Raw genomic sequence first — 15,289 nt, 5'->3', positions numbered from 1 at the left:
GTATGCAAACACACCCTAGGTGCTCAGTCCGCTTGCTCGATAAGGTTCATTTTTACGGATTCCGATAGACCTTTTCACCCCCGAGCGGAAAAGTGTTATAATGAAGCTTGCAAATCATCCCCACAGGAGGGGCGCAAGCAATGGCAACTATGGATAAACCGGCGTATACGCCAATGATCATGCAATACCTGTCTGTCAAAGAACAAGCGCAGGATGCGTTTTTATTTTTTCGCCTCGGCGATTTTTATGAGATGTTCTTCGACGATGCGATCCAAGCTTCGCGTGAGCTCGACATTACGCTGACCGGCCGAGAGGGCGGTGGCAAGGAGCGTATCCCGATGTGCGGAGTGCCTTATCATTCCGCTGAAGGCTACATATCCCGTCTTATCGAGAAAGGCTTCAAGGTCGCGATCTGCGAGCAGGTCGAGGACCCGGCAGCCGCCAAGGGCGTCGTACGGCGGGAGATTGTCCGCGTCGTCACGCCCGGCACGGTCATGGAGACCAAGTCGCTGGAGGGTAAGAGCAATAACTTCATGGTCGCCGTCGCTCAGTCTGACCGCGTGTACGGCCTGGCGGCGTGCGATCTGTCGACAGGCGAGCTGTATGTGACGTCGTTCGCAGACTCGCTGCAGCTGCTCGTGGACGAGATCAATGTCTATCTGCCGTCTGAGATCGTCGGCGACGAGCAGCTCATCGAGGCGCTGCGTCAGCAGCCTAATCAATGGAATCGCCCGGTCGTCTACACGCATCGTCTGCCGATGGCGCAGGAGCGGCTCGCAGAGCAATATGGCGAGGCGGCGCTGCGCGAGCTGCCGGTGATCCGGCAACGGGCGGTCAGCCTGCTCACCGGCTATCTGGAGGACACGCAGAAGCGCTCGCTCGGTCACGTCCGGACGATCCGCGTCTACGAGCCAACGCAATTTATGATCCTCGATCCGTTCACCCGCCGCAATCTGGAGCTCGTCGAGACGGTCCAGGACCGCAGCAAAAAAGGCTCGCTGCTGTGGCTGCTCGACCAGACGCAGACGGCGATGGGCGGTCGGCTGCTGCGTCGCTGGATCGACAAGCCGTTGCTCAACCTCGCTCAGATCGAGGAGCGCTTGGAGGCCGTCGAGCAGCTGTACAACGACTATATCCTGCGCGAGGATCTGCGGGCCGAGCTGAAGGAGATCTACGATCTGGAGCGGCTCGTCGGGCGGGTCGCCTACGGCAATGCCAACGGTCGCGATCTGATCGCGCTCAAGACGTCGCTGCAGCGCGTGCCGGAGCTAACCGAGCGGTGCGGCGTCTCGGGCTCCGCGACCTTGCAGCGCCTCGTGCATGAGCTGGACGGCTGCGGCGATCTCGCCGAGTTGATCGATACAGTGCTGGTGGACGAGCCTCCGGTGTCGATCCGCGAGGGCAATCTGATCCGCTCCGGCTACGACGACTATCTAGATCAGCTGCGCTCAGCCAGTACCGGGGGCAAGCAATGGCTGGCGGAGCTGGAGCGCCGCGAGCGCGAGGCGACGGGCATCCGCAGCTTGAAGATCGGCTATAACAAGGTGTTCGGCTACTATCTCGAGGTGACTAAGGCGAATCTGACCCAACTGCCCGAGGGCCGTTACGAGCGCAAGCAGACGCTCGCCAACGCCGAGCGCTTCGTCACGCCGGAGCTCAAGGAGAAGGAGCGGCTCATCCTCGAAGCGGAGGACAAGATGGTCGATCTCGAATACCAGCGATTCATCGAGCTGCGTGACCATCTCGCTGCCCATCTGCACCGGCTGCAGCGGCTCGCCGAAGTGATCGCTACGATCGATGTCTATCAATCGCTGGCGGCCGTAAGCGCCCAGCACCGATTCGCGCGACCGGAGATGACGGACGGCTACGATCTGGTCATCGCCGAGGGGCGGCATCCGGTCGTCGAGGCGGTGCTGGAGAGCCGCAGCTTCATCGCCAACGCGACGTCGCTGAGCAAGGACGAAGCAGCAATGCTGCTCATCACCGGTCCGAACATGGCGGGCAAGAGTACATATATGCGCCAGGTAGCGCTCATCTGCATCCTCGCGCAGATCGGCTGCTTCGTGCCAGCTCGCTCCGCTGTGATCCCGCTGACAGATCGTATCTTCACACGGATCGGCGCTGCCGATGACCTAATCGGCGGGCAGAGCACATTTATGGTAGAGATGAAGGATATCCAGGTGATGACGGAGAAAGCGACGCCTCGCAGCCTGATCATCATCGATGAGCTGGGACGCGGCACCTCGACAGCTGAGGGGATGGCGATCGCCCAGGCGGTCATCGAGTTCGTGCACCGCGAGATCGGCTGCAAGGCGCTCGTGTCGACCCACTTCCATGAGCTGGCTCATCTGGAGCAGTCCCTGTCATCGCTCGCCAACGCCAGTATGGCGGTCAAGGAAAGCGGCGATGATGTGACGTTCCTGCGCAAGCTGGTGCCGGGCGCTGCGTCCTCAAGCTACGGGATCTACTGTGCGCGTCTGGCCGGCCTGCCCGAGCAGATCATCGGTCGCGCCTACGAGCTGCTGCATGCCGCAGCGGTCCCGCTGGATGAGGCGGCTGCCACGAGCGAGGCGAGTGGCCGGGTGCCGGACGACGCGGCGCGCGAGACGAAGGAATGGTATGGCGCGCCGGATGGACGAGCTGCCGCGGCGACCGTCTCGACGGCGGAGGCTGGCTCCAGCGAGGTCGTGCAGCTGTCGATGTTCGGCATGGAGACCGCAGCGCCGGCGCCCAAGAGCAAGAAGACGGTGCAGGCAGAGCTCGTGGCGGAGCAGCTTCGCCAGCTCGATCTGTTCAATCTGACGCCAATGCAGGCGATGCAGTGGCTGAACGATATGAAGAAAAAACTGGCCGAGTCCGCGCACTGACGCGCTCGGCTGACACGGAGGGAGAGGACCGGCAGTGGCCAAAATCCAAATCATGGGCGAGCAGCTCGCCAACCAGATCGCCGCAGGCGAGGTGGTGGAGCGGCCCTCGTCGGTCGTCAAGGAACTCGTCGAGAATGCGGTAGACGCGGGCAGCTCGCGCATCGACATTACGATCGAGGAGGGCGGCTTGCAGTTGATCCGCATCACCGACAATGGCGGCGGCATCGAGGAGGACGACATGGCGCTCGCCTTCCAGCGCCATGCGACGAGCAAGCTGCTGACCGGCAAGGATCTGTTCCGGATCGCCAGTCTGGGCTTCCGGGGCGAGGCGCTTCCCAGTATCGCGGCGGTGTCGCGCATCGAGTGCGTCTCCGCGACCGAGACGAGCGGTCTGGGTCGCCGACTGGTGATCGAGGGCGGCAAGGAGCTCGCATCCGAGCCTTACAACTGCGAGCAAGGGACCGATATGACGGTACGAGACCTTTTTTACAACACGCCTGCCCGGCTGAAGTACATGAAATCAATCCAGACGGAGCTTGGCCACATCTCGGACTATGTGTACCGGCTGGCGTTGGCTCATCCCGGCATCGCCTTCACGCTGACGCATAACGGCAACACGTTGCTCCGCACGGTAGGCAACGGCGACCGGCTGCAGGTCATCGCTGCGGTGTACGGGAGGACGCTGGCCAAGGCGATGCTGCCTGTGAAGGGCGAGAGCCCGGACTATCATATCAACGGGTATATCTCGCGCCCCGAGCAGACCCGGGCCAATCGGGGCGGCTTGACGATGATCGTCAATGGCCGTTACATCCGCAGCTTTATCCTGAATCAGGCGATCCAGCATGCGTACCATACGCTGCTGCCGATCAATCGCTTCCCGGTGGCGGTGCTGGAGATCGGCATGCATCCGACCCTTGTCGATGTCAATGTGCATCCATCCAAGATGGAGGTACGCTTCAGCAAGGAGTCGGAGCTCCGTGAGCTCGTGCAACGTCTCGTCCGCGAGGCGCTCGCCGGACAGGCGCATATCCCGGGCCCGGCATCGGGATCGGGCAAACGGGGCAAGCCGCTCTATACGCAAGGGGTAATCTCCTTCCATCGGGAGGAGGCTGCCCCCGCGGCAGAGCTGCCGCTACCGCCCGTCGCTCCGCCGCCTGTTGACCCTCCTCCGCAAGCGGAACGGGAAACGTCCTATCGGGCTCCGGGGCCACATCAGCAGCGACCGACGACAACGGTGCCGCCGCGTGCGGCCGAGCGGCTGTACAAGCCGTCCGAGGCGGGCGGCGGAAGCTCGCTGACGCGCGAACGCGCAGAGACTGCTGTCGATCGCGCATGGTCCTCCTCATGGCCGCTGCCGGATGCGGCGTCTGAGCCGCGGGAGGGCGTCCCTGGAGACGTATTCGCTCCTGAGAGTCGCCAGCTGGCGGACACAAGGTCTGTCTCCGGCCGAGGTGACGCGGCGACCTCCGAGCGTGCCGACGATACCGGAGGTCAGACTGTGGAGCCGAGCGACGCTTCCCTGGGCTACGCCAACGGAGCAACCACGCCGTCGACACCGCCCAACCTTGCGCAGCTGCATAGGCGCACAGACGACGAGGCGTCCGGCGGTCAGGCCGATCTGGAGTCGGCGGGCGCCTCGGATGCGACGGCCCCTGGCGACGCGCCCGCTGCTGCGCCCGCCACCGGGACGCCAGCGCCGTATGCGAGTCCATCAGCGGGTCCGGCGGCTACGGGCAATGCCGACTCCTCGGCCTTCCCTGAGCTGAGCTGGGTCGGTCAGCTGCACGGTACGTATCTGATCGCCCAGAACGAGGAGGGTATGTACCTCATCGACCAGCATGCGGCGCATGAGCGGATCCACTACGAATACTATGCCGCCAAGTTCGGCCAGCCAGAGCAGGCCAGCCAGCAGCTGCTGGTGCCGATGACGCTGGAGTATACGAGCGCCGAGGCGCAAGCGTTGAGCGAGCGAATGGCGTGGTTCGAGGAGGCGGGCGTCGAGCTCGAGCCGTTCGGCCCGCAGACGTTCCTCGTCCGCTCGCATCCGGCATGGTTCCCCAAGGGCGAGGAGCAACAGATCATCGAGGAGATGGCCGAGTGGATCCTGACGGAGAAGCGGGCCGTCGACATCGGCAAGCTGCGGGAAAAGTCGGCCATCCTCTGCTCCTGCAAGGCGTCGATCAAGGCCAATCAACGGCTCTCCCGCGAGGAGGGCGAGACGCTGCTGCGGCGGCTCGCTGCCTGCGGACAGCCCTATACCTGCCCGCATGGCCGGCCGATCCTGGTGCACATCTCGGTGTACCAGCTCGAGAAGATGTTCAAGCGGGTGATGTCATGATCGTCACGACCTCGAGCCGCGCCGGCGCGGATGTGTTGACGCAGGCGCAGGCTCTCGCCGTACAGCTCGGCGGTCGCTACGTAGAGCGCCGCCAGCACTCGCTGCAGCGGATCAGACGCCGCTATGGACAACCTGGCATCCTCGTCGTCTCCGAGCGCGAACTGCGGTACGAGGACGGCGAGGAATCGCTTTATTTCCATCCGAGTATGGCCAATATCCGGGTAAAGCGATTGATGAAGGGTGAGACCGACCCGATGATCGAGGCCTCCGGCTGCACTCAGGGAGACGCTGTCCTCGATTGCACGGCAGGTCTTGCCTCCGACAGCATCGTCTTCGCTTATGCGTCCGGCAGAGAAGGCAGCGTAACGGCGCTGGAGAGTCAGCCGCTGCTATGCGAGATCATCCGCGACGGCCTGCTGCGCTACGAAGCGGGAGTGATCGAGATCGACGAGGCGATGCGGCGCATCGAGACGCGCTGCGCCCATCATCTCGAGGCATTGGCTGCGCTGCCCGACGACAGCTACGACATCGTCTACTTCGACCCGATGTTCCGTCGGCCGCTCCAGCAGTCGAGCGCGATCGGCCCGCTGCGCCAGCTGGCCAACCACGAGGCGATCTCCGAGGCGGCGATTCGTCACGCCCGTCGGGTGGCGCGTCGCTGCGTCGTTCTGAAGGAGCATGACCGCAGCGGCGAGTTCGAGCGGCTCGGCTTCGAGCGACGGCTCGTCCAGGCGTCCAATCTGGCATATGGAGTGATACAGAGTTGAGCATCAAAAAACAGCCGCGCTTGCTCGTCCTCGTCGGCCCGACGGCGGTCGGCAAGACGGCCTACAGTCTGGAGATTGCCAAGCGTTGGGATGCCGAGATTATCTCCGGCGACTCGATGCAGGTGTATCGGGGCATGGATATCGGCACGGCGAAGATCCCGGTCGAGGAACGGCAGGGCATCCCGCATCATCTGATCGATATATGCGAGCCGGACCACCCGTTCTCGGTCGCCGAGTTCCAAGAGCGCTGCGCCGCTCTGATCGAGGAGATTACGTCGCGCGGCAAGCTGCCGTTCATCGTCGGCGGCACCGGCCTCTATGTCGAGTCGGTCTGCTATAACTATCAGTTTTCCGAGACGGGCTCTGACGACATCTACCGCGCCGAGATGGAGGCGTACGCGCAGACGCACGGCAACGAGGCGCTTCACGCGCGGCTCCAGGCGATCGATCCGATCGCGGCACAGCGGTTGCATCCCAATGACCGGCGACGGGTGATCCGGGCGCTGGAGGTATTTCATGTCACGGGACAGACCTTTACCGAGCAGCAAGCCGGCCAGCAGAAGCGCTCGCCCTATGAGCTCTGTCTCGTCGGTTTGACTAGACCGAGGGAACAACTGTACAATCGGGTAGAGCAGCGCATCGACGAGATGATGTCGCTCGGCCTGGTCGAGGAGGTGGAGCGGCTGGTCCGCGCAGGCGTGCCGAAGCGGGCGATTGCGATGCAGGGACTGGGCTACAAGGAGATCATCCCCTACCTGGAGGGAGAGATGACGCTGGAAGCTGCGGTCACCTTGCTCAAGCGCGATACGCGCCATTTCGCCAAGCGCCAGTTGTCCTGGTTCCGCCACATGCAGGATATCCAATGGGTCGATGTCGGAGGCCAAGCAAATTTTTATGAAAACCTGCAAGCAATCCATGCTATAATAGCAGGAAAGTTTCAGAACGATCTTGAATATAATTCTAATCAATCTTGTAATGGGGGTAACGGCAAATGAATAAGTCTATTAATATCCAGGATACGTTCTTGAACCAGCTGCGCAAAGACAGCGTTCCGGTAACCGTCTATCTGACGAATGGATTCCAGATCAGGGGCGTCATCAAAGCTTTTGACAATTTCACCATCGTCATCGACAGCGAAGGACGTCAACAGATGGTTTACAAGCACGCCATCTCTACCTTTACCCCGCAACGCAATGTATCGCTAATGCAGCAGGATCAGAGTTCCGATTCATAAGTCTAACGGCGAACGGGGGGATGATTGAAGAGCGGGTTTTCTCGCAGTCAGCCTGACCAGGATTATGAAACCTTTTCATCACGAGTAACGTTTTAATGAATAACGGACTTGCAAGAGCAACCCGTTCCAAGCCTTGTGCGGCGGGCTTCCTGTAATGGGAAGTCCCCGTCCCGGGACGGGGTTGCTCTTTTTGCTCCGAGGGTATAATGAAGTAGGTCGAAGACTAGACAGAGATGCCAGCTTTATCAAGGAGGGAGTCACCATGACTGATCAACGGAACGGGGGGCGCAACCGTACGCCTGCTGGCCGCAGTACCCAGGCAGGCGCTCGCGCGGCTGCGGGAGGCGCGCCATCGGGCAATGGCGGCAAGCCGGCCAAGCCCGTCAAGACGAAGACCAAGACCAAGGGGAAACGTAGAATCACAGGCAAAAGAGTGCTGCTGTTTTTGTTTTTCGGAGCGGCGTTTGCGGTCGTCTGCGGCATTATCGGCTATCTGATCATTATCCTTAACGGCGAGAAAATCCTCGCTGAGAATAAAGACAAGCTGGCGCTCTCGGAGGCTTCGGTCATCTATGACGCCCAGGGCAAAGAAATTGACATGCTCTATGTGGAAAATCGTGAGCTGGTCGAATTTGCGGAAATACCGGAATTGATGCGCCAAGCTTTCATCGCCACCGAGGACAAACGATTCGAGGATCACTCCGGCATCGATTTTTGGTCGATCGGCCGTGCGGTGGTGAAGGACGTCATCGCTCGCAAGGCGGTCGAGGGCGGCAGTACGATTACGCAGCAGCTCGCCAAAAATATGTTCTTGAACCATGATAAAACGTTGCTGCGCAAAGCGACGGAAGCTTCGATCGCGGTTGCGCTGGAGAACAATTTTACGAAGGACGATATTTTGACGATGTACCTGAACCGGATCTTTTTCGGCCAGCGTTCGTTTGGCGTCAAGGCAGCGTCGATCCGCTACTTTGGCAAGGAGAACCTCGAGGATCTGGAGCTGTGGGAGATCGCGACCTTGGCAGGTATCCCGAAGGCGCCAAGCGTGTACAATCCGCTGAGTAACGCGGAGGAGTCCAAAAAGCGGCGCGGCGTCGTCTTGCAGCTCATGTATGATCAGGGCATCATCACCGAGCAGCAGATGAACGAGGCCAAGGCGGCAGAGTATAATCCGGACAATCAAAAGGAGCCGGTTGGCAGCACCAAGTATATGGCCTTCATCGATTATGCGATCAATGAAGCGATCCGCGTCACCGGCAAGACGGAGGAGGAGCTGCGACTCGGCGGCTACCGCATCCATACGACGCTCAACAGCAATGCCCAGGGCATCATGGAGCAGGAGTTCGCAGATGCCGCCAACTTCGAGGAAAGCAGCGGCGAGCAGATCGTCCAGGGCGCGATGATCATCATCGATCACCGTACCGGCGAGATCGAGTCGATGGTCGGCGGCCGCGATTATGTCAAGAAGGGCCTGAACCGCGTCACCGTCAACCGTCAGCCGGGCTCGTCGTTCAAGCCGATCTCCTCGTACGGACCTGCGCTGGAGACCGGAGACTGGCTGCCGTCCTCGATCCTGCGCGACGACGAGATCTGTTATGACAACGGCAAGTATTGTCCGAAGGACTCCAATCGCGTCAAGTATATCGGTCCTGTGACGATGAAGGATGCGATCAAGGAATCGCGCAACCAGCCGGCCGTATGGCTGCTCAATGAGATCGGCGTGCAAAAGGGCGTCGACTTCGCGAACAACCTCGGCTTTAACCTGGATGTGCAAAACGACCGCAACCTGGCAATCGCGCTTGGCGGTCTGACCAACGGCGTCACGCCGATGCAGATGGCGACCGCCTACAGCGTCTTCGCCAACGGCGGCAAGTCGGTCGATCCTCATTCGATCGCGCGCATTACGAACAGCTCCGACAAGCTGATCTACGAGTACGAGGCGCCGAAGCCGCAGCAGCTAATCAAGCCGGAGACGGCCTGGTATCTGACGGAGATCATGCTCGGCGTCACGGAGCGGGGCGGTACGGGCACGAGAGCCAAGATGGATCGTCCGCTCGCCGGCAAGACCGGGACGACACAGCATGGCGTGCCGGGACTGCGCTCGAGCGCCAACCGCGACGTCTGGTTCGTCGGCTACACGCCGGAGTGGACGGGCGCGGTCTGGATGGGCTACGACCGGACGGACAAGGACCATGTCCTGAAAAACAGCAGCGGCATCTCGGCGGCGCTGTTCGCCAAGATCATGTCCGCTGCGCTCAAGGACGCGCCGGCCAGCCAGTTCGTACGGCCTGGCAATGTCCAGGAGATCAAGCCACCGTCCGGCGTGCCGAACCTTTCGGCCGTCTATGTGGCTGAGCGCGGCGATGTACAACTGTCCTGGAGCGCGGTCTCGGGCAATAACGTTACGTACCGGATCTATCGCAAGGAAGCCAAGGAGGCGCAGTTCACGCGTCTGATGGACGGCCTCGATGCGATCGCAACCGAGGATGCAACCGTTCAGCCGGGCTATAGCTACGTGTATTACGTAACAGCCTACGATGGCGTCACCAAGCTCGAAGGCGGCGCTTCCAGCCAGGTGACGGTAGCGGTGCCGGAGATCGAGCTCGATCCGTTCCCGGACACGGAGGAGCCGGAGCAGCCTGAAGTGCCGGAGCAGCCGGGCAACGGCGAGCAGCCCGGTCAGCCAGGGCAGCCCGACGATGGCGGCCAACCTGGTCAGCCCGGCAACGGCACGAGCCCGGGCGACAATAGCGGCACGCCTGGCGATCCGGGCACCGAGCCCCCGCCGACGGATCCACAGACGCCGCCTGGCGATACCCCGGAGGACAATCCGACCAATGACGGGACGTCAACCGAGGTCGATCCCAACACCGCCGATCCGCCAGCGGCGTAACACGATAGAGTCCCGCAGCGCTTTGCTGACGGGGCTTTTTTCGTTTTTTTTGGGCACTGGAGAGCCCGTTTGCTTGGTTTATTTTCCGCAGTCGCTGGAGATGGACGTTAAGTTATGGTAAGCTTTTTTTGTAGATGTTGACAACAGAGTGGAAGGTGTCTAGGCGGCAGCCTTCCGCATCCTAACGGAGAGGAATGGTCCGTATGAAGCGTAAATTTTCAGATCGTGCGAACTGGCGCAGAATTCTTCGGAAGAGCTATTCCTGTCTGTCGATGGACAGCGACGAATTCAGAGGTTTGGTTACCTTTTACCGTATCCATGAATTGCGCGAACCGCTATGGAAAGAATACAACGGACGCCGTCTCTGTCTGGCCGACAAAGGCTATCTGTGGATGCAGCATTTCCCCAAAGGGGAACAGTTCGTCGTCACGACGATGTTTAATGACAAAGGCAAGGTTGTGCAGTGGTATATCGACATATGCAAGACGCAAGGTCTGACCGATCAGCAGGTGCCCTGGTTCGACGATATGTATCTCGATGTGGTCGTGCTGCCGACGGGCGAGGTATTCCTGATGGATGAGGATGAGCTCGAGGAAGCGGTCCGCACCGGCGATGTCACGCCGCGCGAAGCGGCGTCGGCGCGCAAGACGGCCGGTCGGCTGCTGTCGGCAATCCGGGGCGGGCGCTTCCGCTACTTTACGCTCAGCCTGAAGCATCGCAAGACACTGGCCGACGCGGTGAAGGGCAAAAGCGAAGCATGAGCGATCTGCCCAAGACGCAAGCAGGAGGAAAAGCAAAGCAAGCCAAGGCGTCGCCCAAGGGCGGCAGAGCGAGCGCGTCCGCTGACGTAGCAGGCACTGGCGCTGCGCGTGGCGGCGCCACGCGCGGGGCAGCCAAGGCCGGTGCAAAGCGCAGCAATGCGCCGGAGCGGCCTGTCAGTCGCAGCTCGCAGACAGGGCGGTCCGCCAGCTCCGACAGGAGCAAGCGCGCTCCGGCCCAGGCCAAGCGCACGAAGCGGGCAACTCGGGGCGCCAGCCGCGGTCTCTTCAAGCGAACCATATTCAAGCTGCTGCGCATCGGCGCCTTTGCCGCTGCGCTCGGCGTGTTCTGGTGCGGATATATGCTATGGCAGATCAGCAGCTATACGCAGCCGCGCGATATCGCGCAGGCCGATGTCGGCATTGTGCTCGGGGCGGCCCTGTGGAACAATGTGCCGAGCCTGGGACTCGGCGAGCGGCTCGATTATGCGATCCGGCTGTACGAGCAGGGACGGTTCGAGTCGTTGATCGTGAGCGGCGGCCTCGACAACAATGGCTCGACGATTACGGAGGCCCAAGGCATGCGCAATTATCTCGTCGATCACGGCATCCCTCCCGGAGCGATCGCGATGGAGCCAGAGTCGACGAGCACCTATGAGAATCTGCTGTTCAGCAAGTCGATCATGGAGGCGAAGGGGTGGCAGAGCGCGATTATTATCTCGCATGACTTCCACTCGGCACGGTCCCACGACATCGCCGGGTATTTACGGATGGAGCCCTATCAAGTCGTCGGCACCAAGACGCGCTATATCTCGTATGCCAAGAGCGAGCTGCGCGAGGTGCTGGCGTATACGAAATGGCAGCTCGATAAGCTGGCCATGCTGACTGGCGTGAAATGAGGTCGGCGACACGACATGGAGCCTTGATGCAGGTGGCGGTCTGAGCTCATAGGGGACAAGTCGGGTCAACGATTATGCCATATCTTCTAATATGCGAATCGCAGCTAGCATACATTGGTAATGCGGCGACAGGCTCTGCATGGCCCTCTTGCGGGAGATGCGATTCTGGCGCCGACTATCGCCAAGGATGGGGATGCCCGTATGCTAGGAAATGCGGTTCAAGAAGATCACAAAAAGCCTGCCAGACCGTCCCGGCAGATCAATGTCGTCCTGCGCAGCCACGATGCGACAGCGACGCTCTCGGCCTCCGCTCCCCCGTCAGGCGCGGCGGAGTCTGCCGATGCGGCGCAATCGGCAGCCAGGACATCCCCGGTACCGGAGACGTACGCCGAGATTCAGAAGGAAATGGAGCCGATGGTCGGGCTCGACCACGTCAAATCGCTTATATTTGAAATCTACGCCCTGCTGCACATCGCCAAAATGCGCTCCGAGGTCGGGCTGCATGCGGGCTCGCATGTGTACCACATGATCTTCAAGGGCAATCCCGGCACCGGCAAGACGTCGATCGCTCGTATCGTCGCGCGGCTGCTGCACAAGATGGGCGTGCTCGGCAAGGGACATCTGATCGAGGTCGAGCGCGCCGATCTGGTAGGGGAATATATCGGCCACACAGCCAACAAGACGCGAGATCTCGTCAAGAAAGCGATGGGCGGCGTCTTGTTCGTGGATGAGGCTTATAGCCTCGCCAGAGGCGGGGAGAAGGACTTTGGCAAGGAAGCGATCGATACGCTTGTAAAGGCGATGGAGGACCACAAAAATCAATTCGTGCTCATCCTGGCGGGTTATCCGCTGGAGATCGACGAATTTCTGATGACCAATCCGGGCCTGCCCTCGCGCTTCCCTATCCAGATCGACTTCCCGGACTATACGGTAGACCAGCTCATCCAGATCGCCGAGCTGATGGCCAGAGAGCGCGACTACAGCTTGCTGCCGCAGGCCGTGTTCAAGCTGCGCCAGCATCTGATGGAGGAGCGCGAGTCGAGCCTGTTCTCGTTCAGCAATGCCCGCTATGTGCGCAACGTCATCGAACGGGCGATCCGCTATCAGGCGGTCCGTCTGCTCGGCCAGTATCCGGGCGGCGTGCCCGGCCGTCAGGAGCTGATGTCGATCCGTCCGGAGGATCTGAAGTGGGAGAGGAGCAAGTAAGCGCCCATCAACATACGTTCAACACGAAGGAGCAGGTACGATGCGAGAGACGACCTATGAAACGGACCATGAAATGAAGGATGTGGCGCTGCTCGTCAGTGTGGTGACGCCGCAGATGAAGCGGAGCGCGATCTCGCCGGAGCACTCGATGGCAGAGCTGGAGCGGCTGGCGGAGACAGCTGGCGTCCATGTCGTCTTAACCGTTACCCAAAATCGCGATACGCCGGATACGAAGTGGTTCATCGGCAAGGGCAAGGTCGAGGAGATGCGGGAAATCGCGGATAGCTTCGATATTACGACGGTTATCTTCGACCAGGAGCTGTCGGGCGCGCAGGTGCGTAATCTGGAGGAGGCGCTCGACAAGAAGATTATCGACCGCACGCAGCTCATCCTCGACATCTTCGCCCAGCGGGCGCGGACGCGGGAGGGCATCATCCAGGTCGAGCTGGCCCAGCTTAGCTACCTGCTGCCTCGTCTGTCGGGACATGGCAAAAACCTGTCCCGGCTCGGCGGCGGCATCGGCACGCGCGGCCCTGGCGAGTCGAAGCTGGAGATGGATCGGCGGCATATCCGCGATCGCATCTCCGACCTCAAGCTGGCGCTGGCGGAGGTCGTGCGCCATCGCGAGCTGCACCGGGAGCGGCGGCGCAAGAGCGGCGTCGTCCAGGTCGCGCTCGTCGGCTATACCAACGCCGGCAAGTCGACGCTGATGCGTCAGCTGACGCAAGCGGATGTCTTCATCGAGAATCAGTTGTTCGCCACGCTCGACCCGACGTCGCGAGCGCTGGCGCTGCCGAACGGCCGCGAGGTGGTGCTGACCGATACGGTCGGCTTCATCCAGAACCTGCCGACCACGCTGGTCGCGGCGTTCCGGGCGACGCTCGAGGAGGTCAACGAGGCGGATCTGATCCTCCATGTCGTCGACAGCTCCTCGCCAGTGCGCGAGGAGCAGATGAGCGTCGTCCAGCAGATCCTCGGCGAGCTCAAGGCATCGGACAAGCCGCAGTTGCTCGTGTACAACAAAAAAGACTTGTGCGAGGCCGAGCAGCGCGAGCGTGTGCCGGCGGACGACGATACGCTATGGATCAGCGCCTTTGATGAAGCCGATCTGACCGAGCTGCAGGGGCGCATACAGGAGCGATTGACGGGACAGACCGTTACCTTCGAGTTCCCGGCTGCATCGGGGGATATGATCTCGCTCGCTTACCGCGTCGGCGAAGTGATCGAGCAGCAGCTGGTGGACGATCGCATCCGGCTGACGGTCGAGGTGGACAAGCAAGGTTATGAACAATACGGCTACAAGCTGGAGCCTTATATCGTCTCTTCTACTTCAGTGTCCTGATGAGCGAAGAGTCGGCTGCAGCGCGTCATTGCAATGAGAGAAGGAGAATCAAAAGCACAACATGACAACCGAGGTATGGGAAAGACTGGAACGGCTCGCCGATGAGGTAGAGGCCGGCGTCGCTTCGCGGTTCAGCGAGCTCGACCGGATCGCGGAGCGCAATCAATGGCGTGTCATCCGCGCCTTCCAGCAGCACAAGGTAAGCGACTATCACTTTGCCGGATCGACCGGCTATGGCTATAACGACCGCGGGCGCGAGGTGCTCGATCTCGTCTACGCCGACGTTTTCGAGGCGGAGGCGGCGCTTGTACGGCCGCATTTCGCCTCCGGGACGCACACGATCAGCTGTGCGTTGTTCGGCGTGCTGCGCCCGGGAGACGAGCTGCTCTACATTACCGGCAAGCCTTACGATACACTGCACAAGGTAATCGGCAAGCCGGGCGACGGGACAGGCTCACTGCAGGACTGGGGCGTGTCGTATCGCGAGGTGAACTTGACAGATGAAGGCGCGGTCGACGAAGCGGCGGTGCGGGAGGCGATCTCGCCGCAGACGCGGGTCATCGGCATCCAGCGCTCGCGCGGCTATGCGTGGCGTCCGTCCTTTACGATTGACGAGATCGCGCGTATGGTCGAGCTGGTCAAGTCGGTCAAGCCGGACGTGCTCGTCTTCGTCGACAACTGCTACGGCGAATTTACCGAGGAGCGCGAGCCGACAGCGGTCGGCGTCGATCTGATGGCCGGCTCGCTCATCAAAAACCCCGGCGGCGGACTGGCTGCCACGGGAGGATACATTTGCGGCACGACAGCTGCCGTGGAGGCGGCATCGTATCGATTGACCGCACCCGGCATCGGCGGCGAGGTCGGCGCGATGCTCGGGACGACCCGCAGCCTCTATCAGGGATTGTTCCTGGCTCCGCATATCGTCGGCCAGGCGCTGCGCGGCAGCGTGTTCGCGGCGGCGCTGTTCGAGCGGCTCGGCTTCGAG

The 15,289-nt window shown here is 61.3% G+C and carries 11 protein-coding genes; all 11 read left to right on the top strand.

The annotated features are described in order from the left end of the window. Nucleotides 1-140 precede the first annotated feature (140 nt). Entirely contained in the window at nt 141-2,867 is a 2,727-nt protein-coding gene (mutS, locus tag PA598K_RS33435) for a DNA mismatch repair protein MutS (protein ID WP_128661075.1), read from the top strand. A gap of 34 nt (nt 2,868-2,901) precedes the next feature. Then, the gene (mutL, locus tag PA598K_RS33430) at nt 2,902-5,205 is read left to right on the top strand and encodes a DNA mismatch repair endonuclease MutL (RefSeq protein ID WP_128661074.1); all 2,304 of its coding nucleotides are present in this window, start codon (nt 2,902-2,904) and stop codon (nt 5,203-5,205) included. Beyond that, the gene (locus PA598K_RS33425; protein ID WP_128661073.1) at nt 5,202-5,972 is read left to right on the top strand and encodes a class I SAM-dependent methyltransferase; all 771 of its coding nucleotides are present in this window, start codon (nt 5,202-5,204) and stop codon (nt 5,970-5,972) included. The genes mutL and PA598K_RS33425 overlap by 4 nt, the downstream gene beginning before the upstream one ends. After that, nucleotides 5,969-6,967, top strand: a complete 999-nt coding sequence (gene miaA / locus PA598K_RS33420; RefSeq protein WP_128661072.1) for a tRNA (adenosine(37)-N6)-dimethylallyltransferase MiaA — start codon at nt 5,969-5,971, stop codon at nt 6,965-6,967. The genes PA598K_RS33425 and miaA overlap by 4 nt, the downstream gene beginning before the upstream one ends. After that, a complete protein-coding gene (gene hfq, locus PA598K_RS33415; RefSeq protein ID WP_128661071.1) occupies nt 6,964-7,206 on the top strand; it encodes an RNA chaperone Hfq in 243 nt (80 codons plus the stop codon). The genes miaA and hfq overlap by 4 nt, the downstream gene beginning before the upstream one ends. A gap of 262 nt (nt 7,207-7,468) precedes the next feature. Next, nucleotides 7,469-10,099 (top strand): transglycosylase domain-containing protein, encoded by a 2,631-nt coding sequence (locus tag PA598K_RS33410; protein ID WP_128661070.1) that lies wholly within the window; start codon nt 7,469-7,471, stop codon nt 10,097-10,099. Between the two features lie 203 nt (nt 10,100-10,302). After that, complete coding sequence (locus tag PA598K_RS33405) at nt 10,303-10,860, top strand: DUF402 domain-containing protein (RefSeq protein ID WP_128661069.1); 558 nt, start codon at nt 10,303-10,305, stop codon at nt 10,858-10,860. After that, nucleotides 10,857-11,756: a YdcF family protein gene (locus PA598K_RS33400; RefSeq protein WP_128661068.1), complete on the top strand. Its 900-nt coding sequence runs from the start codon at nt 10,857-10,859 to the stop codon at nt 11,754-11,756. The genes PA598K_RS33405 and PA598K_RS33400 overlap by 4 nt, the downstream gene beginning before the upstream one ends. Nucleotides 11,757-11,957: 201 nt before the next feature. Further along, on the top strand, nt 11,958-12,962 hold the full coding sequence (locus PA598K_RS33395; RefSeq protein WP_128661067.1) for an AAA family ATPase: 1,005 nt from the start codon (nt 11,958-11,960) through the stop codon (nt 12,960-12,962). 40 nt (nt 12,963-13,002) lie between these two features. Further along, nucleotides 13,003-14,304, top strand: a complete 1,302-nt coding sequence (gene hflX, locus PA598K_RS33390; RefSeq protein ID WP_128661066.1) for a GTPase HflX — start codon at nt 13,003-13,005, stop codon at nt 14,302-14,304. A 61-nt stretch (nt 14,305-14,365) separates the two neighbouring features. Then, nucleotides 14,366-15,289 (top strand): methionine gamma-lyase family protein (locus tag PA598K_RS33385; RefSeq protein WP_128661076.1); only part of this gene is annotated, 924 nt, incomplete at its 3' end.

The sequence above is a fragment of the Paenibacillus sp. 598K genome (assembly GCF_003851045.1).
Classification (GTDB): Bacteria; Bacillota; Bacilli; order Paenibacillales; family Paenibacillaceae; genus Paenibacillus_D.
The sequence above is the reverse complement of the archived record's forward strand: the minus strand, read 5'-3'. Positions and strand labels throughout refer to the sequence as shown.

Bases quoted from the DNA above. Each gene is read 5' to 3' on its own strand.
- mutS (WP_128661075.1), top strand. From the start codon at position 141: ATGGCAACTATGGATAAACCGGCGTATACGCCAATGATCATGCAATAC.
- PA598K_RS33425 (WP_128661073.1), top strand. From the start codon at position 5,202: ATGATCGTCACGACCTCGAGCCGCGCCGGCGCGGATGTGTTGACGCAG.
- hfq (WP_128661071.1), top strand. From the start codon at position 6,964: ATGAATAAGTCTATTAATATCCAGGATACGTTCTTGAACCAGCTGCGC.
- PA598K_RS33410 (WP_128661070.1), top strand. From the start codon at position 7,469: ATGACTGATCAACGGAACGGGGGGCGCAACCGTACGCCTGCTGGCCGC.
- PA598K_RS33405 (WP_128661069.1), top strand. From the start codon at position 10,303: ATGAAGCGTAAATTTTCAGATCGTGCGAACTGGCGCAGAATTCTTCGG.
- PA598K_RS33400 (WP_128661068.1), top strand. From the start codon at position 10,857: ATGAGCGATCTGCCCAAGACGCAAGCAGGAGGAAAAGCAAAGCAAGCC.
- PA598K_RS33395 (WP_128661067.1), top strand. From the start codon at position 11,958: ATGCTAGGAAATGCGGTTCAAGAAGATCACAAAAAGCCTGCCAGACCG.
- hflX (WP_128661066.1), top strand. From the start codon at position 13,003: ATGCGAGAGACGACCTATGAAACGGACCATGAAATGAAGGATGTGGCG.